The 24,426-nt window shown below is 60.1% G+C and carries 19 protein-coding genes and 4 tRNA genes; all 23 read right to left on the bottom strand.

The window, feature by feature from the left end; translation table 11 throughout:
* Positions 1–4 precede the first annotated feature (4 nt).
* The 23 genes from rplW to PJK54_RS16685 all read right to left on the bottom strand — a co-directional run bounded on the left by rplW (position 5) and on the right by PJK54_RS16685 (position 24,140).
* Positions 5–301: a 50S ribosomal protein L23 gene (gene rplW / locus PJK54_RS16575; RefSeq protein ID WP_065392567.1), complete on the bottom strand. Its 297-nt coding sequence runs from the start codon at positions 299–301 to the stop codon at positions 5–7.
* Positions 298–903, bottom strand: coding sequence for a 50S ribosomal protein L4 (gene rplD, locus PJK54_RS16580; RefSeq protein ID WP_065392568.1), 606 nt, complete (start codon positions 901–903; stop codon positions 298–300). The genes rplW and rplD overlap by 4 nt, the downstream gene beginning before the upstream one ends.
* A 13-nt stretch (positions 904–916) precedes the next feature.
* Positions 917–1,555 carry a 50S ribosomal protein L3 gene (rplC, locus tag PJK54_RS16585; protein ID WP_065392569.1) on the bottom strand — a complete coding sequence of 213 codons (639 nt, stop codon included), beginning with the start codon at positions 1,553–1,555 and terminating at the stop codon, positions 917–919.
* A gap of 146 nt (positions 1,556–1,701) precedes the next feature.
* Positions 1,702–2,013 carry a 30S ribosomal protein S10 gene (gene rpsJ / locus PJK54_RS16590; RefSeq protein WP_024950650.1) on the bottom strand — a complete coding sequence of 104 codons (312 nt, stop codon included), beginning with the start codon at positions 2,011–2,013 and terminating at the stop codon, positions 1,702–1,704.
* A 147-nt stretch (positions 2,014–2,160) separates the two neighbouring features.
* Positions 2,161–3,354: an elongation factor Tu gene (tuf, locus tag PJK54_RS16595; RefSeq protein WP_065392570.1), complete on the bottom strand. Its 1,194-nt coding sequence runs from the start codon at positions 3,352–3,354 to the stop codon at positions 2,161–2,163.
* A 29-nt stretch (positions 3,355–3,383) separates the two neighbouring features.
* Positions 3,384–5,501 carry an elongation factor G gene (gene fusA / locus PJK54_RS16600; RefSeq protein ID WP_065392571.1) on the bottom strand — a complete coding sequence of 706 codons (2,118 nt, stop codon included), beginning with the start codon at positions 5,499–5,501 and terminating at the stop codon, positions 3,384–3,386.
* Between the two features lie 18 nt (positions 5,502–5,519).
* A complete protein-coding gene (gene rpsG, locus PJK54_RS16605) occupies positions 5,520–5,990 on the bottom strand; it encodes a 30S ribosomal protein S7 (RefSeq protein ID WP_043334878.1) in 471 nt (156 codons plus the stop codon).
* A gap of 101 nt (positions 5,991–6,091) precedes the next feature.
* Positions 6,092–6,466, bottom strand: a complete 375-nt coding sequence (rpsL, locus tag PJK54_RS16610; protein ID WP_077373348.1) for a 30S ribosomal protein S12 — start codon at positions 6,464–6,466, stop codon at positions 6,092–6,094.
* Positions 6,467–6,603: 137 nt separating this feature from the next.
* A complete protein-coding gene (gene rpoC / locus PJK54_RS16615; protein WP_077373345.1) occupies positions 6,604–10,845 on the bottom strand; it encodes a DNA-directed RNA polymerase subunit beta' in 4,242 nt (1,413 codons plus the stop codon).
* A gap of 88 nt (positions 10,846–10,933) precedes the next feature.
* Positions 10,934–15,010, bottom strand: a complete 4,077-nt coding sequence (gene rpoB, locus PJK54_RS16620; RefSeq protein WP_271303384.1) for a DNA-directed RNA polymerase subunit beta — start codon at positions 15,008–15,010, stop codon at positions 10,934–10,936.
* A gap of 206 nt (positions 15,011–15,216) precedes the next feature.
* Complete coding sequence (rplL, locus tag PJK54_RS16625) at positions 15,217–15,585, bottom strand: 50S ribosomal protein L7/L12 (RefSeq protein ID WP_043334886.1); 369 nt, start codon at positions 15,583–15,585, stop codon at positions 15,217–15,219.
* 92 nt (positions 15,586–15,677) lie between these two features.
* On the bottom strand, positions 15,678–16,187 hold the full coding sequence (rplJ, locus tag PJK54_RS16630; protein ID WP_065392618.1) for a 50S ribosomal protein L10: 510 nt from the start codon (positions 16,185–16,187) through the stop codon (positions 15,678–15,680).
* Between the two features lie 261 nt (positions 16,188–16,448).
* The gene (gene rplA / locus PJK54_RS16635; protein WP_065392620.1) at positions 16,449–17,141 is read right to left on the bottom strand and encodes a 50S ribosomal protein L1; all 693 of its coding nucleotides are present in this window, start codon (positions 17,139–17,141) and stop codon (positions 16,449–16,451) included.
* Positions 17,142–17,143: 2 nt separating this feature from the next.
* A complete protein-coding gene (gene rplK / locus PJK54_RS16640) occupies positions 17,144–17,575 on the bottom strand; it encodes a 50S ribosomal protein L11 (RefSeq protein ID WP_043334893.1) in 432 nt (143 codons plus the stop codon).
* A gap of 117 nt (positions 17,576–17,692) precedes the next feature.
* Positions 17,693–18,226, bottom strand: a complete 534-nt coding sequence (gene nusG, locus PJK54_RS16645) for a transcription termination/antitermination protein NusG (protein WP_065392619.1) — start codon at positions 18,224–18,226, stop codon at positions 17,693–17,695.
* Positions 18,227–18,236: 10 nt separating this feature from the next.
* Positions 18,237–18,605: a preprotein translocase subunit SecE gene (secE, locus tag PJK54_RS16650; protein ID WP_043334897.1), complete on the bottom strand. Its 369-nt coding sequence runs from the start codon at positions 18,603–18,605 to the stop codon at positions 18,237–18,239.
* A gap of 77 nt (positions 18,606–18,682) precedes the next feature.
* Positions 18,683–18,758: transfer RNA gene (locus tag PJK54_RS16655), tRNA-Trp, on the bottom strand.
* A 163-nt stretch (positions 18,759–18,921) separates the two neighbouring features.
* Positions 18,922–18,996, bottom strand: a tRNA-Thr gene (locus tag PJK54_RS16660).
* A 35-nt stretch (positions 18,997–19,031) separates the two neighbouring features.
* A tRNA-Gly gene (locus PJK54_RS16665) sits at positions 19,032–19,105 on the bottom strand.
* Positions 19,106–19,151: 46 nt separating this feature from the next.
* A tRNA-Tyr gene (locus tag PJK54_RS16670) sits at positions 19,152–19,235 on the bottom strand.
* A 111-nt stretch (positions 19,236–19,346) separates the two neighbouring features.
* Positions 19,347–20,186 carry a type III pantothenate kinase gene (locus tag PJK54_RS16675; protein ID WP_077373339.1) on the bottom strand — a complete coding sequence of 280 codons (840 nt, stop codon included), beginning with the start codon at positions 20,184–20,186 and terminating at the stop codon, positions 19,347–19,349.
* Positions 20,183–21,163 carry a biotin--[acetyl-CoA-carboxylase] ligase gene (locus PJK54_RS16680; protein WP_077373336.1) on the bottom strand — a complete coding sequence of 327 codons (981 nt, stop codon included), beginning with the start codon at positions 21,161–21,163 and terminating at the stop codon, positions 20,183–20,185. Before PJK54_RS16680 ends, PJK54_RS16675 begins: the two co-directional genes overlap by 4 nt.
* Before the next feature lie 91 nt (positions 21,164–21,254).
* The gene (locus PJK54_RS16685) at positions 21,255–24,140 is read right to left on the bottom strand and encodes a DUF2339 domain-containing protein (RefSeq protein ID WP_271303385.1); all 2,886 of its coding nucleotides are present in this window, start codon (positions 24,138–24,140) and stop codon (positions 21,255–21,257) included.
* Positions 24,141–24,426 lie beyond the last annotated feature (286 nt).

Below are 24,426 nucleotides of genomic sequence, written 5' to 3' on the forward strand. Positions count from 1 at the left end.
TGCCTTACTCGGCGCCAGAGAAGTCTTCGATGGTCTCGCCGGCGGCCAGAGTTACATAGGCCTTGCGATAACCAGCGCGACGACCAACACCGCGAGCGGTGCGCTTGGTCTTGCCTTTCATGTTCAGAACCTGAACACGATCGACTTTCTTGCCAAACAGCTCTTCGACGGCTTTCTTGATTTCGGGCTTTGTCGCGTCGCTGGCAACCTTGAACACGTACTGGTTGTTCTCGGCAGCGACCGCGGCCTTCTCGGTCATGTGAGGACCAAGCAGGACCTTGAATACGCGTTCCTGATTCATCCCAGGTTCTCCTCGAACTTGCGCAGGGCAGCGACAGTCATCAGCACCTTGTCGTAACCGACGAGGCTGACCGGGTCAGCGCCAGCGACATTGACGACGTCAACATACGGGATGTTGCGCGCAGCCAGGTACAGATTGACGTCCTGCTCTTCTGTGACGATCAGCGCTTTCTCAAGGCCCAGTTCCTGGAGCTTGGCGATCAGCAGCTTGGTCTTCGGAGCATCGACAGTGATTGCGTCGACCGCGACCAGGCGATCCTGACGGACCAGCTCGGACAGGATGGAACGCATGGCAGCGCGATACATCTTGCGGTTGACCTTGTGCGAGTGGTCCTGCGGACGCGCTGCAAAGGTCACACCGCCAGAACGCCACAGCGGGGAACGGATGGTACCGGCACGAGCGCGGCCAGTACCTTTCTGACGCCACGGCTTCTTGCCACCGCCGGACACGTCAGAACGGGTCTTCTGAGCCACGGTACCCTGACGCGCACCAGCCAGATAGGCGGTGACGACCTGGTGAACCAGAGCCTCGTTGAAGTCCTTACCAAAGGTAGCATCGGAGACGTCTACTGCGCCGCCTGCACCTGCAAGATTAAGATTCATCGGTTAATTCCCCTCAGCGAGCTTTCACAGCGGAACGCACGATCACTTCGCCGCCCGGAGCACCTGGAACGGCACCCTTGACCAACAGAAGATTGCGCTCAGCGTCGACGCGGACCACTTCCAGGCTCTGGACGGTGGAACGGACGTTGCCCATCTGGCCAGCCATCTTCTTACCTTTGAAGACGCGGCCCGGGGTCTGACAGTTACCGATGGAACCCGGCGCGCGGTGCGACAGTGAGTTACCGTGGGTAGCGTCTTGGGTGCGGAAGTTCCAGCGCTTAACTGCGCCCTGGAAACCTTTACCCTTGGAGGTGCCAGTCACGTCAATCTTCTGACCAGCTTCAAAGAGGGATACGGTGAGTTCGCCGCCCACTGCAGGAGCTTCATCGCCTTCTTCCAGGCGGAACTCCATCAGGGAACGACCAGCCTCAACACCTGCCTTGGCATACTGACCAGCAGTTGCCTTGGTGAGGTGCTTGGCCTTGCGGGAACCAGTTGTCACCTGAATCGCATTGTAGCCATCAGTCTCGACGGACTTGATGGTCACGATGCGGTTCGGCTCAACTTCAATCACGGTAACCGGCACGGATGCGCCAGCTTCGGTGAAGACGCGGGTCATCCCGGCCTTCTTACCGACTAAACCGATAGACATGTTCAGTCTCCTTTAGTGTACGGGGCTGTCACCCGCTATGGCTGCCCTTTCCAGAGCATTCCACTAGCACATTGTATGACGCCATCCCGGCGTGGCGGCTGCTGCTCCATCATTGAGAGCGCTGGGCCGCAGTGACTAGTGAGGTATCAGTCAACCTTGATCTGGACGTCCACACCGGCGGCCAGGTCAAGCTTCATCAGCGCGTCGACAGTCTTCTCTGTCGGCTCGACGATGTCGAGAACGCGCTTGTGGGTACGAATCTCATACTGGTCACGCGCGTCCTTGTTGACGTGCGGAGATACCAGGATGGTGTAACGCTCGCGACGGGTCGGCAGCGGGATCGGGCCACGAACCTGAGCACCGGTACGCTTTGCAGTTTCAACGATCTCTGCAGAGGACTGGTCGATCAGACGGTGGTCGAATGCTTTCAACCGGATGCGAATCTTCTGGTTTTGCATTGCCCAAAACTCCAATGGATGTCGACGGCGTAGGCCGTCACCCACGCATTCAAAGGATGCGCATTATAGGCAGACTGACATCAGGTGTCAAACATGCGAGAAAAGGGGGCCCAACAGGGCCCCCTTCTGTGTCAGGTAAGGAGAACCTTACTCGACAATCTTGGCCACGACGCCAGCGCCGACGGTACGACCGCCTTCACGGATAGCGAAGCGCAGACCATCTTCCATGGCGATCGGAGCGATCAGAGACACGACCATCTGGACGTTGTCGCCCGGCATGACCATCTCGACGCCTTCCGGCAGCTCACAGGTACCAGTGATGTCAGTGGTACGGAAGTAGAACTGCGGACGATAGCCCTTGAAGAACGGAGTGTGACGACCGCCTTCTTCCTTGGACAGAACGTAGACTTCTGCTTCGAACTTGGTGTGCGGCTTGATGGAGCCCGGCTTGGCCAGAACCTGGCCACGCTCGACGTCATCACGCTTGGTGCCACGCAGCAGAGCGCCGACGTTCTCACCAGCACGACCTTCGTCCAACAGCTTGCGGAACATCTCGACACCGGTAACGGTAGTCTTGGTGGTGTCACGCACGCCGATGATCTCGATCTCTTCGCCAGTCTTGACCAGACCACGCTCGATGCGGCCAGTCACGACGGTACCACGGCCAGAGATGGAGAAGACGTCTTCGATCGGCATCAGGAACGGCTGGTCGATAGCACGCTCCGGCTCCGGGATGTACGCATCCAGGGCCTTGATCAGGTTGGCAACGGCGGTAGTACCCATACCGTTGTCGTCCTTGCCTTCCAGAGCCATCAGAGCAGAACCGATGACGATCGGAGTGTCGTCACCCGGGAAGTCGTACTCGCTCAGGAGTTCGCGCACTTCCATCTCGACCAGCTCGAGCAGCTCTTCGTCATCGACCATGTCAGCCTTGTTCAGGAAGACAACGATGAACGGAACGCCGACCTGACGGGACAGCAGGATGTGCTCGCGAGTCTGCGGCATGGGGCCGTCAGCTGCGGAACAGACCAGGATAGCGCCGTCCATCTGGGCAGCACCGGTGATCATGTTCTTGACGTAGTCAGCGTGACCCGGGCAGTCGACGTGCGCGTAGTGACGCACTTCGGACTGGTATTCCACGTGAGCGGTGGAGATGGTGATACCACGCTCACGCTCTTCCGGGGCGTTATCGATGGAGTCAAACGCACGCGCGTCACCACCGAAAACTTCTGCAGAGACACGAGTCAGTGCCGCAGTCAGAGTGGTCTTGCCGTGATCGACGTGACCAATGGTGCCGACGTTGACGTGCGGCTTCGAACGCTCAAATTTTTCCTTAGCCACTGCTATAACCTCTTTCGTTAGCTAATCGGTTACTTCTGGTTGATGACGGCTTCGACGATGCTGTTCGGCGCTTCGTCGTATTTCGCAAACTCCATGGAGTAGCTTGCGCGGCCCTGGGTCTGTGAGCGCAGGTCGGTCGCATAACCGAACATCTCACCCAGCGGCACCAGTGCATTGATGATCTTGCCAGTGGAAGAATCATCCATGCCCTGAACGAGGCCACGACGACGGTTCAGGTCGCCCATGACGTCACCCATGAAATCTTCAGGCGTGACGACTTCGACTTTCATGAGCGGCTCAAGCAGCACTGCACCCGCTTTCGGGGCACCGGCCTTGATCGCCATGGAAGAGGCAACCTTGAACGCGGTCTCGTTGGAGTCGACGTCGTGGTAGGAACCATCGAACAGCGTGACCTTGACGTCGATCATCGGATAACCGGCGATGACACCATTCTTGAGCTGCTCAGCGGCACCCTTCTCGACGGCCGGCACGTATTCCTTCGGAACCGCACCACCGACGATCTCGGACTCGAACTTGAAGGTCATTTCTTCGTCGTCGCCCTTGTCCTCTGCAGTCAGAGGCTCAATGCGAAGCCAGACGTGACCGAACTGACCACGACCACCGGACTGACGAACGAACTTGCCTTCCTGCTCGACCTTGGTGCGGATGGTCTCACGGTAAGCCACCTGCGGCTTGCCGATGTTCGCCTCGACATTGAACTCGCGACGCATGCGGTCAACGAGGATGTCCAGGTGAAGCTCACCCATACCGGAGATGATGGTCTGACCAGACTCTTCGTCGGTCTCGACGCGGAAGGACGGATCTTCCTGGGCCAGCTTGCCCAGTGCGACACCCATCTTTTCCTGGTCGGCCTTGGACTTCGGCTCGACGGCGACGGAGATGACCGGCTCAGGGAATTCCATGCGCTCAAGCACGATCTTGTTGTCCGGATCACACAGGGTATCCCCGGTGGTCACGTCTTTCAGACCGATACATGCGGCGATATCGCCAGCATAGACTTCCTTGATCTCCTCACGAGAGTTGGAGTGCATCTGGACGATACGACCGACACGCTCCTTCTTGCTCTTGACGGAGTTGAAGACGCCATCGCCAGACTTCAGCACGCCCGAGTAGACGCGGATGAAGGTCAGGGTACCCACGAACGGGTCGGTCGCGATCTTGAACGCCAGCGCCGCGAACGGAGCCTTGTCGTCAGCTTCGCGGGTCTCGATGGTACCGTCCTTGTCGTCAAGCTCACCTTCGATGGCCTTGACTTCAAGCGGAGACGGCATGTATTCGATGACCGCATCCAGAACCGCCTGGACACCCTTGTTCTTGAAGGCAGAACCACAGGTCACGAGGCAGATTTCGTTGGCCAGGGTACGCTGACGCAGCGCAGCCTTGACTTCTTCCTCGGTCAGGTCGCCTTCTTCAAGGTACTTGTCCATCAGTTCTTCGGACGCTTCAGCAGCAGACTCGAGCATGTGCTCACGCCATTCGGCAGCTGTGTCTTGCAGCTCAGCCGGAATGTCGATCAGCTCATAGTTCATGCCGTGATTGTCTTCGTCCCAGACGATCGCCTTCATCTTGATCAGGTCGATGACGCCCTTGAACTCGTCTTCCGCGCCCCAGTTGATCTGGATCGGCACGGCGTTCGCGCCCAGGCGCTTGCGCACCTGTTCGACGACCATGAAGAAGTCCGCGCCAGCGCGGTCCATCTTGTTGACGAAGATCATGCGCGGAACTTCGTAACGGTTGGCCTGACGCCAGACAGTCTCTGTCTGCGGCTGGACACCGGAAGAACCACACAGCACCACGACCGCGCCATCGAGAACACGCAGTGAACGCTCGACTTCAACAGTGAAGTCAACGTGCCCCGGAGTATCGATGATGTTGATACGGTGCTCGTCGAACTGCTTGTTCATGCCCTGCCAGAAGCAGGTGGTCGCCGCAGAGGTGATCGTGATGCCACGTTCCTGTTCCTGCTCCATCCAGTCCATGGTGGCAGCACCATCGTGGACTTCGCCGACCTTGTGGGACAGGCCGGTGTAGAACAGGACGCGCTCGGTAGTGGTAGTCTTACCGGCGTCGACGTGGGCACAGATACCGATGTTGCGGTAACGCTTAAGTGGAGTCTTGCGTGCCACGGTGAGTATCCCCGTTGTTTAGAAGCGGTAGTGGGAGAAGGCCTTGTTGGCTTCTGCCATGCGGTGCACGTCTTCACGCTTCTTCACAGCAGAACCCTTGCCTTCAGCGGCATCCAGGATCTCGCCAGAGAGGCGCTGCACCATGGTCTTTTCGCCGCGCTTGCGCGCAGCGTCCACCAGCCAACGCATGGCCAGTGCCTGGCGACGGGACGGACGAACTTCGACCGGCACCTGGTAGGTAGCACCACCGACACGACGGGACTTCACCTCAACCATCGGCTGGATGGCTTCCAACGCCTTGTCGAAGAGATCCAGCGGCTCATCATTGGAGCGTTCGGCAACACGGTCGAGGGCACCGTAAACGATGCGCTCGGCTGCAGACTTCTTGCCGCTGATCATCAGGTGGTTCATGAACTTGGCCAGGCGCTCGCTTCCGAACTTCGGATCCGGCAGGATTTCGCGCTTAGCTGCTACACGTCTTCTAGGCATGATAAGCCCTCAGTAGAAGGGTCCTTCAGGTAAACCCGGGATGCCTCGCGATGGACGCGACACCCGACCTTACTCTTATCAGACCGATATTAAACTTTGAATTACGCCTTCGGACGCTTGGCGCCGTACTTGGAACGGCCCTGCTTACGGTTCTGCACGCCAGAGGTATCCAGTGCACCACGAACGGTGTGGTAACGGACACCCGGCAAATCCTTCACACGACCGCCACGGATCAGAACAACAGAGTGTTCCTGAAGGTTGTGACCTTCACCGCCGATGTAGGAAGAGACTTCGAAGCCGTTGGTCAGGCGAACACGGCAGACCTTACGGAGTGCGGAGTTCGGCTTCTTCGGGGTAGTGGTGTATACGCGAGTACACACGCCACGCTTCTGCGGGCATGCCTGCAGCGCAGGGACGTCACTCTTGGACGCCTGACGCTTGCGCGGCTTGCGCACGAGCTGGTTTACGGTTGCCATTTGCTTGCTCCAATGGGTTGTACTGCCTTCCAACAATCGGACAGGATGCACCTGCCCTACTGTTAAAGGCTGCATATTCTAGGGCTTGGGCCACAAGGGCGTCAACCCCGCCGTCAGCGACGGCGGGGCTCAAGACCTCAGAGGTCGTCGTCGTCCGCGTCGAGAGCGGTCAGCTGGGCACCCAGCTCCTGCTCGACGTCCTGTGCCGACGGGGCCGGTGCGAGCGGCAGGCCATCACGACGGCGGCGACGCTCATCGTGATAAGCCAGGCCAGTACCCGCCGGGATCAGGCGACCCACCACGACGTTCTCCTTCAGACCACGGAGATAATCGCGCTTGCCGGTGACAGAGGCTTCGGTCAGAACTCGTGTGGTCTCCTGGAAGGAGGCCGCCGAGATGAACGATTCTGTCGCCAGGCTCGCCTTGGTGATACCGAGCAGGATGCGGTCGAACTTGGCCGGGAACTTGCCTTCGGCCTCGAGACGCATGTTCTCTTCGACGACACGGGCGTATTCCACCTGGTCGCCGGTGATGAAGCTGGAATCGCCGGAATCGGTGATCTCCACCTTGCGCAGCATCTGACGCACGATGACTTCGATGTGCTTGTCGTTGATGCCGACACCCTGGAGGCGATAGACCTCCTGGACTTCGGTGGTGATGTACTTGGTCATTTCCGCGACGCCGAGCAGACGCAGGATATCGTGCGGATTGCTCGGGCCATCGGAGATGACCTCACCCTTCTCGACCGTTTCCCCTTCGAAGACGCTGATCTGGCGCCATTTCGGGATCAACAGCTCGAACGGGTCACCTTCGGCCGGCGTGATGGTCAGGCGACGCTTGCCCTTGGTTTCCTTGCCGAAGGTCACGGTACCGGAGATCTCGGCCAGGATGGCCGGTTCCTTCGGACGACGTGCTTCGAACAGGTCGGCAACGCGCGGCAGACCACCGGTGATGTCCTTGTTACCGGACGCTTCCATCGGGATACGTGCGATGACGTCACCCACACCGACGGCTGCGCCATTCTCGGCGGACACGACGGCATTGCCCGGCAGCAGGTACTGGACCGGCGTGTTGGAGCCCGGCAGTGTCACGTGCTTGCCACTGGAATCCACCAGCATGATCATCGGACGCTTGTCACGTGCCGCGGACGGACGTGAGGCGCTCTCGATGACTTCGATGGAGGACAGGCCTGTCATCTCGTCGGTGGTACGGTTGATGGTCTGACCATCTTCCATGTCCGTGAACTGCACCTGACCCGCCACTTCGGCGACGATCGGGTGAGTGTGCGGATCCCACTTGGCGACGGACTGACCGGATTCGACCTTGTCACCGTCACGTACGGACAGCTCGGCACCATACGGCAGCTTGTAGAACTCACGCTCACGACCGTGATCGTCAGCGACAGCCAGCGCACTGGAACGCGAGACGACGATCAGCTTGCCATCCGCGCGCTCGACCGACTTGATGTTGTGCAGACGCACGTGGCCGCCGTGCTTGACCTGGACGCTATCCACGGCAGAAGCACGCGAGGCGGCACCACCGATGTGGAAGGTACGCATGGTCAGCTGGGTACCCGGCTCACCGATGGACTGTGCCGCGATGACACCGATGGCTTCACCGACGTTGACCTGATGGCCACGCGCCAGATCACGGCCATAACAGGCCGAGCAGACACCGTGCACGGTTTCACAGCCGATGGTGGTACGCACGATGATCTCATCGACACCCATGGTATCGAGCTGTGCACACCAGGCTTCATCCAGCAGGGTGCCGCGTGCGATCAGGACCTCATCAGAGACCGGATCGACGACATCCTGTGCCACGACACGACCCAGCACACGCTGAGACAGCGGGACGATGATGTCACCGCCTTCGATGACCGGGTGCAGGATCAGACCTTCCTGAGTGCCACAATCCGCTTCGGTGATGACCAGATCCTGGGCAACATCGACCAGACGACGCGTCAGGTAACCGGAGTTGGCGGTCTTCAGTGCCGTATCCGCCAGACCCTTACGGGCACCGTGGGTGGAGATGAAGTACTGGAGTACGTTCAGACCTTCACGGAAGTTGGCGGTGATCGGCGTCTCGATGATCGAGCCATCCGGCTTGGCCATCAGGCCACGCATGCCGGCCAGCTGACGAATCTGGGCCGCGGAACCACGAGCACCGGAGTCAGCCATGATGAAGACGCTGTTGAACGACTCCTGCTCCATCGGCTTGCCGTCTTCGCCGTTGACCACTTCGCCCTTCCAGTTGACGACGGTCTCTTTCGAGATACCCGCCATCATCTCCTTGGCGACACGGTCGTTGGCACGCGCCCAGATATCGATGACCTTGTTGTACTTCTCGCCCGCGGTCACGAGACCGGAGGAGAACTGGTCTTCGATCTCTTTCACTTCGTCTTCGGCCGCGTCGATGATGACCTTCTTCGCGTCCGGAATGACGAAGTCGTTGACGCCGATGGAGGCGCCGGACCAGGTCGCGAGACGGAAGCCGGTGTACATCAGCTGGTCAGCGAAGATGACGGTGTCCTTCAGACCGACACGACGGTACGCCTCGTTGATCAGACCGGAGATGGCTTTCTTCTTCATCACCTGGTTGATCAGCTCGAACGGCATGCCCTTCGGCAGAATGCGGAACAGCAGTGCGCGACCGATGGTGGTGTCGTGCAGGGACGTCTTCTCGTACAGCTCGCCGGATTCTTCATCCTTGAGCGTCTCGGTCAGACGGACCTTGACCATCGCGTGCAGGTGAGCGCTGTGCGTGCCGAAGGCACGCTCGACTTCACCCAGGTTCGCGAAGGCCATGCCCTCACCCTTGGCACCGATCTTCTCGCGGGTCATGTAGTACAGACCCAGCACGACGTCCTGGGACGGCACGATGATCGGCTCGCCGTTGGCCGGCGACAGCACGTTGTTGGTCGACATCATCAACGCACGCGCTTCCAGCTGGGCTTCCAGCGTCAGCGGTACGTGAACGGCCATCTGGTCACCATCGAAGTCGGCGTTGTACGCCGCGCAGACCAGCGGGTGCAGCTGGATGGCCTTGCCTTCGATCAGCAGCGGCTCGAACGCCTGGATACCCAGACGGTGCAGAGTCGGGGCACGGTTCAGCAGCACCGGGTGCTCGCGGATGACGTCGGCGAGGAAATCCCAGACTTCCGGGGCTTCACGCTCGACCATCTTCTTGGCGGCCTTGATGGTGCTGGCGTGACCGGAGGCCTGCAGCTTGGCGTAGATGAACGGCTTGAACAGCTCAAGCGCCATCTTCTTCGGCAGACCACACTGGTGCAGACGCAGGGTCGGGCCGACGGTGATGACGGAACGACCGGAGTAGTCGACACGCTTGCCCAGCAGGTTCTGACGGAAACGACCCTGCTTGCCCTTGATCATGTCGGCCAGTGACTTCAGCGGACGCTTGTTGGAACCGGTGATGGCGCGACCGCGACGACCGTTGTCGAGCAGTGCATCCACGGATTCCTGCAGCATGCGCTTCTCGTTGCGCACGATGATGTCCGGCGCATTGAGGTCGAGCAGACGCTTGAGGCGGTTGTTGCGGTTGATCACGCGGCGATACAGATCGTTCAGATCCGAGGTCGCGAAGCGGCCGCCGTCCAGCGGTACCAGCGGACGCAGGTCCGGCGGCAGCACTGGCAGCACTTCCATGATCATCCAGCCCGGCTTGTTGCCGGAATAGTAGAAGGCTTCCAGCAGCTTGAGGCGCTTGGACAGCTTCTTGATCTTGGTCTCGGAGTTGGTCTGCGGAATCTCTTCGCGCAGGCGCTCGACCTCTTCTTCCAGCTCGATGTCCTCGAGCAGCGCCTTGATGGCCTCGGCACCCATGCGGGCATCGAAGTCATCGCCGAATTCTTCCAGCGCCTCGAAGTACTGCTCATCATTGAGCAGATGACCCTTCTCGAGGGTCGTCATGCCCGGATCGATGACCACGAAGCTTTCGAAGTACAGCACACGCTCGATATCACGCAGAGTCATGTCGAGCAGCATGCCGATACGGGACGGCAGCGACTTCAGGAACCAGATGTGCGCGACCGGGCTGGCCAGTTCGATGTGAGCCATACGCTCACGACGCACTGCCGCCTTGGTCACTTCAACGCCACACTTCTCACAGATGATGCCGCGATGCTTCATCCGCTTGTACTTGCCACACAGGCACTCGTAGTCCTTCACCGGACCAAAGATCTTGGCACAGAAAAGACCATCACGTTCCGGCTTGAATGTCCGGTAATTGATGGTTTCAGGCTTCTTCACTTCACCAAAAGACCACGAGCGAATCATGTCCGGAGACGCCAGGGTAATCTTGATGGCGTCGAATTCTTCGGACTGCGCCTGCGATTTGAGAACTTTCACCAAATCTTTCATGGGTCGCTCCGTTGCGGAGTTGTCATGGGCAAAGCCTGGCTGCTGACACCAGGCTTTGCGGACCGTCAATACTTGTGGCTTTTCGGCGTCAGCCTTCCAGCTCCATGTCGATACCCAGCGAGCGGATTTCCTTCACCAGCACGTTGAAGGATTCGGGCATGCCCGCCTGCATGGTGTGATCGCCATCTACGATGCTCTTGTACATCTTGGTACGGCCTTCCACGTCATCGGACTTGACCGTGAGCATCTCCTGGAGGGTGTAGGCAGCGCCGTACGCCTCGAGGGCCCAGACCTCCATCTCACCGAAGCGCTGACCACCAAACTGCGCCTTACCACCCAGCGGCTGCTGCGTGACGAGGGAGTAGGAGCCGGTCGAACGCGCATGCATCTTGTCATCCACCAAGTGGTTGAGCTTGAGCATGTACATGTAACCGACGGTCACCTTGCGATCGAACTTCTCGCCGGTGCGGCCATCGTAGAGGTCCATCTGTCCGGAATCGGGGATACCGGCCAGCGTGAGCAACTGCTTGATCTCGTGTTCCTTGGCGCCATCGAAGACCGGCGTCGCCATCGGTACGCCCTTCTTCAGGTTGTGCGCCATGGTGATGATCTCGTCATCACTGAGCACGGAGAGGTCTTCCTGGCGGCCTCCGACGGTGTTGTACACCTTGTCGAGGAACTCGCGGATCTGCTTGACCTGCTCGGCACGCTCTTCGCGCAGCATGTGCTCGATCTTCACGCCCAGACCACGCGCGGCCATGCCGAGGTGGGTCTCGAGGATCTGACCGACGTTCATGCGCGACGGAACACCCAGCGGGTTCAGCACGACATCTACCGGCTCGCCGTAACCATCGAACGGCATGTCTTCCACCGGCATGATCGCGGAGATGACACCCTTGTTACCGTGACGACCGGCCATCTTGTCACCCGGCTGGATACGGCGCTTCACGGCGACGTATACCTTGACGATCTTGAGCACGCCCGGTGCCAGATCATCGCCCTGGGTGAGCTTGCGCTTCTTGTCTTCGAAGCGCTCGTCCATCTCGCGACGACGGATCTCGAGCTGCTCATCGGCCTGGGCCAGCAGCTCATTGAGAGATTCGTCCTGCAGACGCAGCTTGAACCACTCCTGACGCGGCAGGGCCTCGAGGTAGTCATCGGTCAGCACGTCGCCCTTCTTGAGCTTCGGACCACCGTTGACCGCCTGACCGACCAGGTTGCGCTGCAGACGCTCGAAGGTCGCCTCTTCCGCGATGCGGTAGGTTTCCTGCAGGTCCTTGCGGACCTCGGCCAGCTGCATCTGCTCGATGGAGAGCGCACGCTGATCCTTCTCGACGCCGTCACGGGTGAAGACCTGAACGTCGATGACGGTGGCCTTCATGCCGGTCGGGGCACGCAGAGAGGTGTCCTTCACGTCGGACGCCTTCTCGCCGAAGATGGCACGCAGCAGCTTCTCTTCCGGCGTCAGCTGGGTCTCGCCCTTCGGCGTGACCTTGCCGACCAGGATATCGCCCGGATTCAGCTCGGCACCGATGTAGACGACACCGGACTCATCCAGCTTGGAGAGTGCGGACTCGCCGACGTTCGGGATATCGGACGTGATTTCTTCCGGCCCGAGCTTGGTGTCACGCGCGACACAGGTCAGTTCCTGGATGTGGATGGTGGTGAAGCGATCTTCCTGCACCACACGCTCCGAGAACAGGATGGAGTCCTCGAAGTTGAAGCCGTTCCAGGGCATGAACGCCAGACGCATGTTCTGACCCAGTGCCAGATCCCCCATGTCGACGGACGGGCCGTCGGCCAGGATATCGCCGATGGCGACTTCGTCGCCCGGGCGCACGATCGGACGCTGGTTCTGACAGGTGTTCTGGTTCGAGCGGACGTACTTGGTCAGGTTGTAGATATCAACGCCGGCTTCACCGCCGATGATCTCTTCTTCCCGCACACGCACGACGATACGCTTGGCATCGACGGAGTCGATGACGCCGCCACGACGTGCCACGGCGCAGACGCCGGAGTCACGCGCCACGAAGCGCTCCATGCCGGTACCGACCAGCGGCTTGTCAGCCTTCAGGGTCGGAACGGCCTGACGCTGCATGTTCGCACCCATCAGGGCGCGGTTGGCATCATCGTGCTCGAGGAACGGGATCAATGCCGCAGCGACGGAGACGACCTGACGCGGAGACACGTCCATCATGGTGACCTTTTCCGGCGCCATGAAGGTAGTCTCGCCACGGTGACGCACCTGAACCAGGTCGTCGACCAGACGGTTGTTCTCGTCGACGGTCGCGGAGGCCTGGGCGATGATGAAATCGCCTTCCTCGATCGCGGACAGATCGACGACGTCGTCGGTGACCTGACAATCCACGACCTTGCGGTACGGCGTCTCGAGGAAGCCATAGCTGTTGGTCTTGGAGTAGGTCGCCAGGGAGTTGATCAGACCGATGTTCGGGCCTTCCGGCGTCTCGATCGGGCACAGACGGCCGTAGTGCGTGGCGTGAACGTCACGAACTTCGAAGCCGGCGCGCTCACGGGTCAGACCACCCGGACCAAGCGCGGAGACACGGCGCTTGTGCGTCACTTCGGACAGCGGGTTGTTCTGATCCATGAACTGGGAGAGCTGGCTGGAACCGAAGAATTCCTTCACCGCCGCCGCAACCGGCTTGGCGTTGATGAGATCCTGCGGCATCAGGCCTTCGCTCTCGGCCATGGAGAGACGCTCCTTGACCGCACGCTCGACACGGACCAGACCGACACGGAACTGGTTTTCCGCCATTTCGCCCACAGAGCGAATACGACGGTTGCCCAGGTGGTCGATGTCATCGACATCGCCATTGCCGTTACGGATGCTGATCAGTTCCTGCATGACGGTCAGGATATCGTCCTGATCGAGCACGCCGCTGCCGGTATCGCTTTCGCGACGCAGGCGACGGTTGAACTTCATGCGACCCACGCCCGACAGGTCGTAGCGGTCTTCGCTGAAGAACAGGTTCTGGAACAGTGATTCTGCCGCGTCCTTGGTGGGCGGCTCGCCCGGACGCATCATGCGGTAGATCTCGACCAGTGCCTCGAGCTGGTTACGCGTGGTATCCAGCTTCAATGTGTCAGACACGAACGGACCGCAATCCAGATCGTTGGTGTAGATGACCTCGAACTGGGTGATCTTGGCCTGAGCCATCTTCTCCAGCAGTTCCGGGGTGATCTCGCTGTTGCATTCGCACACCAGCTCACCGGTGGCCGGATCGATCTGATCCTTGGCCAGCACCTTGCCGTAGAGGTACTCCATCGGCACTTCGAGACGCTCGAGGCCGGAGCTTTCCATCTGACGGACGTGCTTCTGGGTGATGCGACGACCTTCTTCCACGATCACGCTGCCATCGGCATCCTTGATGTCGAAGGCGGCAGTCTCGCCACGCAGGCGTGACGGCACCAGCTCAACGGAGAAGCCGCTGCGCTCGATGTGGTACATGGTGGTATCGAAGAAGGTACCGAGAATCTCTTCGCTGGTCATGCCCATGGCACGCAGCAGCACGGAGGCCGGCAGCTTGCGACGACGGTCGATACGGACGTAGACGTTGTCCTTCGGGTCAAACTCGAAGTCCAGCCAGGAACCGCGGTAAGGAATCACACGTGCGGAGTACAGCAACTTGCCGGACGAGTGGCTCTTGCCCTTGTCGTGATCGAAGAACACACCCGGCGAGCGATGCAGCTGAGACACGATGACACGTTCAGTACCATTGATGACGAAGGTACCGTTCTCTGTCATCAGGGGGATTTCCCCCATGTAGACTTCCTGCTCCTTGATGTCCTTGATCGCCTTGTTGGACGATTCCTTGTCGTAGATCATCAGGCGCACTTTCACGCGCAGCGGTGCAGAGTAGGTCACTCCGCGCAGCTGACATTCCTTTACGTCGAACGCCGGCGTACCGAAACGGTAGCTGACATACTCGAGCGCTGCGTTGCCAGAGAAACTGGCAATCGGGAACACGGACTTGAAGGCAGCGTGAAGGCCGACTTCCAGGCGCTGTTCTGGCGCCCTGTCCTGCTGGAGAAAGTCGTGGTAGGAATCAAGCTGGATGGCCAGCAGGTAAGGCACATCCATCACTTGGGGCAGTTTGCCAAAATCCTTGCGGATGCGTTTTTTCTCAGTGTATGAGTAAGCCATCTGTATTCCCCAGCTTGTTCACCTTGGGTGACCGATGCGTGGTCGGCTCATACCTGATGGCGCGGCGATGTCCATCAGGCGCGGACGGCAAGCCTCCCTTGCGGGCTGGCTCGCCGTCATAATTCGTCTTGCAACAGAAAAAGGCTGGTGGCGGAGTCCGCCACCAGCCAGGAAGCTTACGCAGCGTGCGTAGCCTGGAACACGAGTTACTTGAGTTCCACGGACGCGCCAGCTTCTTCCAGCTTCTTCTTCGCTTCTTCAGCGTCTTCCTTGCTCACGCCTTCTTTCAGGGTGGCCGGAGCGCCGTCAACAGCTGCCTTGGCTTCTTTCAGGCCCAGGCCAGTCAGTTCGCGAACAGCCTTGATGACGTTGACTTTCTTGTCACCAGCAGCAGTCAGAACGATGTCGAACTCGGTCTGTTCTTCAGCGGCTTCACCTGCAGCGGCCGGGCCAGCAACGACGGCGGCAGCGGCAGAAACGCCGAACTTCTCTTCCATTGCTTCGATCAGCTCAGCCACTTCCATGACGGTCATGTCAGCGACGGCGTTGATGATGTCTTCTTTGGTCAGTGCCATTTTAGCAATCCTAAACTTTGCGGAGCAAAGATGCTCGGTCAAACGGAAATCGATTCAGGCTGCACGAGACAGCCAGGAGGAAGAAGCGACGCTTACGCGGCGGCTTCGGCTTCCTGCTTCTGATCGCGCAGTGCTGCGATAGTACGGACCAGCTTGCCTGCAGAAGCTTCCTTCATGACAGACAGCAGCTTGGACAGTGCTTCGTCGCGGGTCGGCAGAGATGCCAGACGGTCGATGTTGGCCGCCGGGATGAACTCGCCTTCGTAGGCCAGTGCCTTGACTTCGAATGCCTCGACCTTCTTGGCAAATTCCTTGAACAGACGAGCGCCAGCGCCCGGGTGTTCCATGGAGAATGCAAGCAGGGTCGGGCCGACGAAGGACTCGTTCAGCACCTCATAAGAGGTACCGGACAGCGCACGGCGAGCCAGGGTGTTGCGAACAACACGCAGCTGGACGCCCGCTTCGCGGCACTGCTTGCGCAATTCGGTCATTGCGCCAACAGTTACACCACGAGAGTCGGCAGCGACTACGGAGAGAGCACCCTTGGCGGTTTCGCTGACCTCAGCAACAATTGCCTTCTTGTCTTCGAGACCTAAAGCCACGGTGTTGACTCCATTTCGTGCCGGGGAACGAATTCCCCAGTGGTTTACCATCTCTCTCACCTGAACTGCGCGGGAGAGTCTTGGAGGATGGCTGCCACCAGCGAGGCTGGGACACCATCTGCGCAGGCTGCGCGCGATGCAGGCATCACGTCGCGATTAAGCCAGCCCTGCCACCGAAGCGACAAGGCTGGCACCTGCGGTCTTTGACGGCGCCCCGCGGCTGAGCACGGGGACCGCAAAGTGAAACATTCTGTGACTGCCTTACGCGTACTTGGCGTGATCGACGGTCAGACCCGGGCCCATGGTGCTGGACAGGGTGATCTTCTTCAGGTAGATACCTTTGGAAGTGCTCGGCTTGAGCTTCTTCACTTCGGCGACCAGGGCGTCGATGTTACCCTGAATCGCGTCTGCACTGAAGTCGATCTTGCCGATACCGGCGTGAATGATGCCGTTCTTGTCAGTACGGAAACGCACCTGACCTGCCTTGGCATTCTTCACGGCAGTCGCGACGTCCGGCGTCACGGTACCGACTTTCGGGTTCGGCATCAGGCCGCGCGGGCCGAGGATCTGACCCAGCTGACCAACGACGCGCATGGCGTCCGGAGAAGCGATGACGACGTCGAAGTCCATCACGCCTTTCTTGACCTGCTCAGCCAGATCGTCCATGCCGACGACGTCTGCACCGGCTTCCTTCGCTGCTTCAGCGTTGGCGCCCTGGGTGAAGACAGCGACACGCACGTCGTTACCGGTGCCGTTCGGCATGACGGTAGCGCCGCGAACGACCTGGTCGGATTTACGCGGATCGACACCCAGGTTCAGAGAGACTTCAACAGTCTCCTTGAACTTGACGGTGGACAGCTCGGACAGCAGAGCGACAGCTTCTTCGACGCTGTAGACCTTACCGGATTCGACTTTTGCGTTGATCGCCTGGGCGCGCTTTGAAATCTTGGCCATGATCAAAGACCCTCCACGTTCAGGCCCATGCTACGGGCAGTACCGGCGATGGTGCGAACAGCAGCGTCCAGATTGGAAGCTGTCAGGTCCGGTTCCTTGGTGGTCGCGATCTCTTCGAGCTGAGCGCGAGTCACGGTACCGACCTTCTTCTTGTTCGGCTCGCCAGAACCGGACTTCAGACCAGCAGCCTTCAGCAGCAGGACGGCGGCAGGCGGCGTCTTGGTGACGAAGGTGAAGCTGCGGTCGGAATACACGGTGATGACCACAGGAGTCGGGAGGCCCGGCTCGACGTTCTGGGTAGCGGCGTTGAACGCTTTACAGAACTCCATGATGTTGACACCGTGCTGACCGAGGGCAGGACCCACGGGCGGGCTCGGGTTAGCTTTACCGGCTGCGACCTGCAGCTTGATGTAAGCCTGTACTTTCTTGGCCATGATAGGACTCCATTTTGGGTGGTAGCGCCTTGCGGCTCCCCGTGAAACCGGGCCGCCTCAGGCGACCCGTCGTGTTGCCGTGATGCTCGTGTCCAGACAGGAAAGGTGATCCAAAGATCAGTCCTTCTCGACCTGCGAGAACTCGAGTTCCACTGGCGTGGCACGCCCGAAGATCAGCACGCTGACCTGCAGGCGGCTCTTTTCGTAATTCACTTCTTCGACGACGCCATTGAAATCGGCGAAAGGACCGTCGGTGACGCGCACTGTCTCGCCCGGCTCGAAGAGAGTCTTTGGACGCGGCTTATCAGTACCGTCCTGAACGCGACGCAACATGGCGTCGGCTTCTTTCTGGGTGATCGCAGCCGGCTTCTCCGGCGTGCCACCGATGAACCCCATGACGCGCGGGGTTTCATTCACCAGGTGCCAGGACTGATCATTCATGTCCATCTCGACCAGCACGTAGCCTGGATAGAACTTGCGCTCACTCTTGCGGCGCTTGCCGTCACGCATCTCGACGATTTCTTCCACAGGCACCAGGATCTCACCGAAGTGCTCTTCCATGGCATACAACTTCACACGCTCATTCAGGGAGCGCATGACCTGCTTTTCGAAACCGGAATAGGCGTGTATGACATACCAACGCTTGGACATGGAAACTCCGTTAACTGACGATGCCGGACATCAGCCAGCCGAGGGTGGTATCGATGAGCCATAGCAACAGGCCCACGATAAGCACGGCACCCAGCACGATGGCAGTTGTCTGGACAGTTTCCTGTCGGGTCGGCCAAACGACGCGCTGGATCTCGCGGCGCGCACTGCTTGCCAGCTCGACGACATCACGACCCTTGTTGGTCGTGATGGCCAGAGCAGCCGCTGCAACGCCAAGCACGACGACACCAAGCACGCGATAAAGCAGCGCTTGGTCAGCAAAATAGGCGTTGCCGGCAACAGCCAGCACAAGAAGAATGACAACGACCGACCACTTGAATCCGTCGTGGCGCGCTTCCTGCACCTCGGCGTTCTGTTTCATCAAAGAGACTCCTCAAGGGTGCAGCGATCGCTAGAATCGAGAATCGGTAAGAAGTCGAATACCATCCTGGGGAAGGATGGCAGGCCAGGAGGGAATCGAACCCCCAACCTGCGGTTTTGGAGACCGCTGCTCTGCCAATTGAGCTACTGGCCTGTAACACTTGCGTGTTCCAGAGACTAAAAACAAGGCTGAATTAACAGCGGGCGCCATCATAGCTGAGACAACCCATACTGACAAGCCTTATCTTTGACCGCGACCTGGGAGGTCGTCGGAAACGAAAAAGACGAGCCAAACTGCGACTCGCCTTTCCGTTGTATGGAGCTCGTGGGCGGATTTGAACCGCCGACCTCACCCTTACCAAGGGTGTGCTCTACCCCTGAGCTACACGAGCAAAACCTTTGCGCAATCTCGTCAGACGAGATGAACTGGAGCGGGCAGCGGGAATCGAACCCGCGTCATCAGCTTGGAAGGCTGAGGTTCTACCATTAAACTATGCCCGCTTTCCAACTCTTGCTGCCCAGATGAACATGCCATCATGAGCGAATCTGGTGGTGGGGGAAGGATTCGAACCTTCGAAGCTTTCGCGGCAGATTTACAGTCTGCTCCCTTTGGCCACTCGGGAACCCCACCTCTTCTATGGCGACAAATCTTACGCCGCTTGGGATACGCTGTCAAGTGCTTGATTTCTTTTGACTTCAAGCGCTTGAGGGAATGTATCTCCTCAGAACGGGGCGTAGTATGTCAAAGCATCTGGGTAAGTGCAAGCCCTGAGCGAAGTTTTTCCAGATCAGCAACGCGCGGCTGCTCCGGCGCGCCTGACAGGCGTCCGGCACGCTCCGCCGCTGTCAGCGGGAAAAGCGCCTCGAGACCGGCATAGACCATGTCCGGCCATAATGCATGAGGAACCCGCAGGCCTCTCGCTACCACGCGTGCATCCCCTCCGGTCAGCAACAGCGGCAGCGCGACCCCCTCACGATCACACACCTCGGCATACAACCGATTGACGGCACTGACCGCCGCCATGTAGATCCCGTGATTGACCGCCTCCACCGTATTGCGTCCCGGCGCCAGCAGGCTGTCCACCTCACTGTCCGGGTCGATGGCCACGTTGCGCGTCCCCAGCTTGAGGCTCTCCTTCATCAGGCGTAGCCCGGGAATGATATAGCCCCCGAGATGCTTCCCGCCCGGCAACACGAAGTCCACGGTAATGGCGCTTCCACAGTCCACACTGCAACATCCGCCGGTCAGATGATGCCCGGCAAGCGCGCCAAGCCAGCGATCCACCCCCAATCGCTGCGGCTCTTCATACCCGCAGGTGACCCCCAGCGCCTCACGTGTCGAGCGTGCCACATGCACTGCCCCGACCTGCTTGCGCAGCAGCTCGACGGTCTCATCCAATACCTGCTTGCGCGCCACGCTGGAAATGCGCACTGCCGTGACGACGTCCAGATCGGGAATATCCTCCCCTGGACGCCACTCTTCACGTGTCCATACTGCGCCGCGTGAGCGGATCTCGCTGGAGACAGTGTCCTTGAGACGCCACTTGGACAAGGTGTTGCCGATATCAAGATCCAGAATCATGAGACAGCGCGCAGACTGATCTCGCCACCGGCGAGTGTGATGGTTTCGCCATTCATGCGCACCTCGAGATTTCCGTTGATATCCACACCTTCAGCGATGGCTTCCTCCCGCTTGTCGCCTCGCAGAATCACCACATCGCGCCCCTTGAACGCATTGCGCTCATTCCAGCGCTGCTGCCAGGCAGAGAACCCTTCAGCTTCGAACTCAGGCAACAGGGCCAGCAGCGACTCCATCAGGCGAGCCGCATAAGCGTTGCGTGAAGCGCCCGGGATGATGTCACGTACCGCCGCGACCGATTGCCCGATATCCTCGCGATGACTCGCGGGCAACTCGATGTTCAACCCGATACCGATCACGACATCACAAGGCCCGGAGACATCACCTGTCACCTCGACCAGAATGCCGGCAATCTTCGGCTGGTCCTTCTGTATCTGAAGCAGGACGTCATTCGGCCACTTCAGGCGCGCAGGCAACCCATCCGCCTCCAGCACCTCGGCGACTGCCACGCCGATCGCCAGGCTCAAGCCTTCCAGTGATGCGGCACCTGACTCGAAGCGCCAACCAAGTGAGAAGACCAGGCTGCGGCCCCATGGCGTCTGCCACTCGCGACCACGACGACCCCGCCCGGCAGACTGCACCTCAGCCAGGCAGACCTCTGCATGACCCGCTCCCTGGCGAAAGCGCTCACGGATGAAGGTATTGGTGGAATCCAACGATTCCTCGATGAACAGGCGCTTCAGATGCTTGCGAGTCTCGCGTGGCAGCGCTTCGATGATCCGCTGTCCATCAAGCAACTCGATAGGGTTGGCCAGTCGATAGCCCAACCCCTTCACAGCCTCAAGCGGGATATCAAGCGCCTCAAGTTTCTTGAGCTGCTTCCAGACCGCCGTACGCGACACCCCGAGCTCTTCGCCCAGGGCCTCTCCGGAGTGGTAGTCACCATCTCCGAGCAGGCGAATGAGATCACGGATGGTCATGCGGGGAGCGTCCCTGTGCAAAAGGGCACATTCTATCGGATTCATGGGCTTGCGAGCCAAGAACAACGACCAAAGTTCGGGGGCTTTTCACTCATTCCTGCTCCTCCCTTCGCGTACCGGCCCCTGCCAGGCGCTTGAACAACGCTGACAGCAGCATCAGCACGGTTCCAAGCCCGAGCCATGACCCCACTCGCCACAGGCCATCCAGAGTCGCCGTGTCCCAGAGTCCGACCTTGAGAATCGTCACGACCAACAGCCCCTGTCCGACGCGCTGCCAGTGCGGTTGCCCCATTCTGGCACCGCCGATCACGAGACTCGCCGCAACGGCCAGCAAGGCGAGACTATAGGCATAAAGCTCCGCCTGCTCGACCCCGAGCCAGAGCCAGAGCGCGCCACCATGCCAGACATGGCGCAAGCTGAGCCCAATCCATAGCCCGACAGCCAGCAGACCCACCACCTCGCAGAGACGACGCAGCAAGGCAGCATGCTGCGAAAGACGCCATACCAGGGCGGCTCCCAGCGCCGGCAGCGCATAAGCGGGCAATAGCCAGTTCAACAATGGCCAGCGACCGACATCACCGCCCTGCCACAGCGGATTGAATGCCAGAACGATGCCGGCAAGCCAAATGATTCCTGCCAGGCCGCCCACGACGGAGGCCAGCAGGCGGTATAGCGCGACATTCGTCGCCGAACCACGCCCGCGCCAGGCATAGCCCGCCGCCACACCAGCGAGCGCCAACACCTGCAGGGAGAGTTCCGCCAGTGAAAGAGGGCCGGAGAAAGGCTGGCCGTCTGTCAGCAGATAACGAATCTCCAGCACTGTCGTGGCGAGCGCAAGCTGAACCACGACCCCTTCCAGCCAGCGCTGGATAGACTTGCGGTGACGCATGCCATGACTGCTGAGGGCGACACAGACAAGCACCGGCAGAAAGACCTGCAACGGCCAGTGACTGATGTCGTCATACGTGCCAGTGACGACACCCCAGGCCAGACGCAGGGCCAACCCCCAGGCAAGCAGGCGCGCCAACTCGGCAAACAGGGAGCGTCCGGCGCCATCCTCATCAGCCTGGAGTCGCCACCAACGCCACTCACACCCCGTCAACCCAAGCAGTTGCAATGCCAACGCCAGTGTCAGCGATGGACCGTCAAGCGCGATCACCAGCGCCAGCGCAATCCCGAATTGAGCGGGCAGCCACAGGCCGGCAGCCAGACGCACTCCTTCTCGCGAATGGAAACGGTTGGCGCCAATCCAACATACCAGCCCCCAGATCAAGGGTGGCATGGCGGCGTTCAGCCATGGGGCCGCTCCACCCTCCGCCTCGACAGGGATGGTGCCGTTCCAGACGGCCAGTCCCCACGCGACCAGCGGTACCAGAGTCGCCATGGCCCACCAGCAGGCAGACAGCATGTGCGCCTGCTTGGCAGGTGCCTGCGAGGCCTGCGGTTTCCAGCAGGCAAGGCCAACCAATCCAACACACAGCGCCATCGGCCCTGTCATCACCCAGATCCCGCTCGCCGTCAGTGGGCTCCATCCCCATGCCAACAACCAGAACGCTACCGCCCCCACCATCATCGACCAGCTAGCCGCCATGTGTCGTGCGGTCCATCCCGTGACCCACAGCAGCAGGACACTCGGCAACCAGTCACCGGGCGCGATGTCATTGGCAGCCTCCAGCCCCCCAACATGGGGCAGCAACAGGCTCATGGCATTGACGGCCCCCAGCAGCAGACCCGCGATCCAATGACGCTGCACCCGCGGGGTGGCACGCCATGGCCACCAGGTCATGGCCTCCCCCGTGGCACTCACGCCACCCTGCGCGCCATCTGCCACCACCCGGCCTTCGGATCGTCCAGACTCGTCTCGCCAGGTATGGAGGTACGCAATAGCCAACAGGCACAACCAGAGACCCGCAAGTCCGCGCTCCAGCTCGCCTGAGACAGGTCGCAGATCAACAGTTCCCGCCTCCAGGGGGAGCAGCGCCATCCACCATAGCAAGGCACCGCACAATCCCCCCCAATACAGCCAGTTCAGTCCGATCTTCCGGTGCAGAAGGCGGCATGCCAGGGCGATGACCCCTAGATGCCCCAGCAGCATCAGGCTGGCGGCTCCTCCCAACTGTGCCTGAAGGGGCAAGGCAAGCGGGAGGGCGTAACCACCCAGCATGCCCAGCGCGGCCAGCCATGGGCCATGATGGCGGGCACGCTCCAGCGTCCACAGACTCAGCAGAGCCAACAGCACGAAGGTGACGAGTGGAGAACCCAACGACAGCAGGTAGTGACCGGCCAATAGACTTGCTGCGGTGACCAGACTTCCCGCACCGCTCACGGCTCCGGTCAAGCTGGGAGATTGCGTCGTGCGCCAACGTAGCCATTCAGCCAGCACGATCATGCCGATGCCGAAGCCCAGCCCCAGCGCCAGTCGCATGCCCGGCCCCAGCAGCCCCTGCTCAAGGGAGTAACCGACCAGCATCACGCCCGCCATGACCAGAGACAGGGCACCGACAAGTATCATCCAGTGCTCGCGCATTACCGCGAAGCTCCGCGCCATGGGGGTGCCACCTGCGCGATCCGTGCTGCCGGTCTCACGCCTCTCCCCCCTGGGCCTGCCAGACGCACCATGCAGCAAGCGTGTCCATAGCGACTCGAGCAGCTTCACGGGAGCGGCGCCCGCATCCGCATCCGCCTGATGAGAGGATGCCTCGTCAATAGGACTTCGGCTCGCTGCAGCCTTCTTCCCATCAGGTGACAAGCCCCCCTCGGCATCGTCAGTCGTGGTAGAGCCATCATTCGACTTATCCACACCCTGACGCCTGGAGGTGCTGTGCATAAGCTGTGGCCCGACCTCCCGCAGCTGTGCTTCCAGCTTGAGAACACGCTGCTCCAGCCCCTTGATCTTGAGCAGACTGAGCCAACCCGTCAGCGCCCCACCGATGACCAGAACCGCAAACACGGCACCGACCACGATCAACTCGTCCATTGCCTTCCCTGTCATCAAAAAGATATGCCTAGAGACTACGGCATTTTGATCGTCGGCTCATGCCACGAGGGGCAAAGCACCGTCTTTGCACAATCAAGGTCAACCCACGAAAAAGCCCGACTCCAGGAGGAATCGGGCTTCACGTCGAGGCGACAGGGACAGAACTCTCGTATGGATGACTCAGCGGGGTGCACGCCACCCCGATCTGCATATCACTTTCCTGCGCACCACTTTTTCCTACGCACAAAGAGAAACGCCCCTGCAGCTGGGCTGCAGGGGCGGTTCA

The organism is Cobetia sp. MMG027 (genome assembly GCF_027947415.1).
In the GTDB taxonomy this organism is placed as follows: Bacteria; Pseudomonadota; Gammaproteobacteria; order Pseudomonadales; family Halomonadaceae; genus Cobetia; species Cobetia marina.

Excerpts from the sequence above, each read along its gene's own strand:
- rplC (WP_065392569.1), bottom strand. The coding sequence starts at position 1,555 with ATGTCTATCGGTTTAGTCGGTAAGAAGGCCGGGATGACCCGCGTCTTC.
- PJK54_RS16675 (WP_077373339.1), bottom strand. The coding sequence starts at position 20,186 with ATGATTCTGGATCTTGATATCGGCAACACCTTGTCCAAGTGGCGTCTC.
- rplW (WP_065392567.1), bottom strand. The coding sequence starts at position 301 with ATGAATCAGGAACGCGTATTCAAGGTCCTGCTTGGTCCTCACATGACC.
- rplL (WP_043334886.1), bottom strand. The coding sequence starts at position 15,585 with ATGGCACTGACCAAAGAAGACATCATCAACGCCGTCGCTGACATGACC.
- PJK54_RS16680 (WP_077373336.1), bottom strand. The coding sequence starts at position 21,163 with ATGACCATCCGTGATCTCATTCGCCTGCTCGGAGATGGTGACTACCAC.
- PJK54_RS16685 (WP_271303385.1), bottom strand. The coding sequence starts at position 24,140 with ATGGACGAGTTGATCGTGGTCGGTGCCGTGTTTGCGGTTCTGGTCATC.
- rpsJ (WP_024950650.1), bottom strand. The coding sequence starts at position 2,013 with ATGCAAAACCAGAAGATTCGCATCCGGTTGAAAGCATTCGACCACCGT.
- nusG (WP_065392619.1), bottom strand. The coding sequence starts at position 18,226 with ATGTCCAAGCGTTGGTATGTCATACACGCCTATTCCGGTTTCGAAAAG.
- rpsL (WP_077373348.1), bottom strand. The coding sequence starts at position 6,466 with ATGGCAACCGTAAACCAGCTCGTGCGCAAGCCGCGCAAGCGTCAGGCG.
- secE (WP_043334897.1), bottom strand. The coding sequence starts at position 18,605 with ATGAAACAGAACGCCGAGGTGCAGGAAGCGCGCCACGACGGATTCAAG.
- rpsG (WP_043334878.1), bottom strand. The coding sequence starts at position 5,990 with ATGCCTAGAAGACGTGTAGCAGCTAAGCGCGAAATCCTGCCGGATCCG.
- rplA (WP_065392620.1), bottom strand. The coding sequence starts at position 17,141 with ATGGCCAAGATTTCAAAGCGCGCCCAGGCGATCAACGCAAAAGTCGAA.
- rplK (WP_043334893.1), bottom strand. The coding sequence starts at position 17,575 with ATGGCCAAGAAAGTACAGGCTTACATCAAGCTGCAGGTCGCAGCCGGT.
- rpoC (WP_077373345.1), bottom strand. The coding sequence starts at position 10,845 with ATGAAAGATTTGGTGAAAGTTCTCAAATCGCAGGCGCAGTCCGAAGAA.
- rplD (WP_065392568.1), bottom strand. The coding sequence starts at position 903 with ATGAATCTTAATCTTGCAGGTGCAGGCGGCGCAGTAGACGTCTCCGAT.
- rpoB (WP_271303384.1), bottom strand. The coding sequence starts at position 15,010 with ATGGCTTACTCATACACTGAGAAAAAACGCATCCGCAAGGATTTTGGC.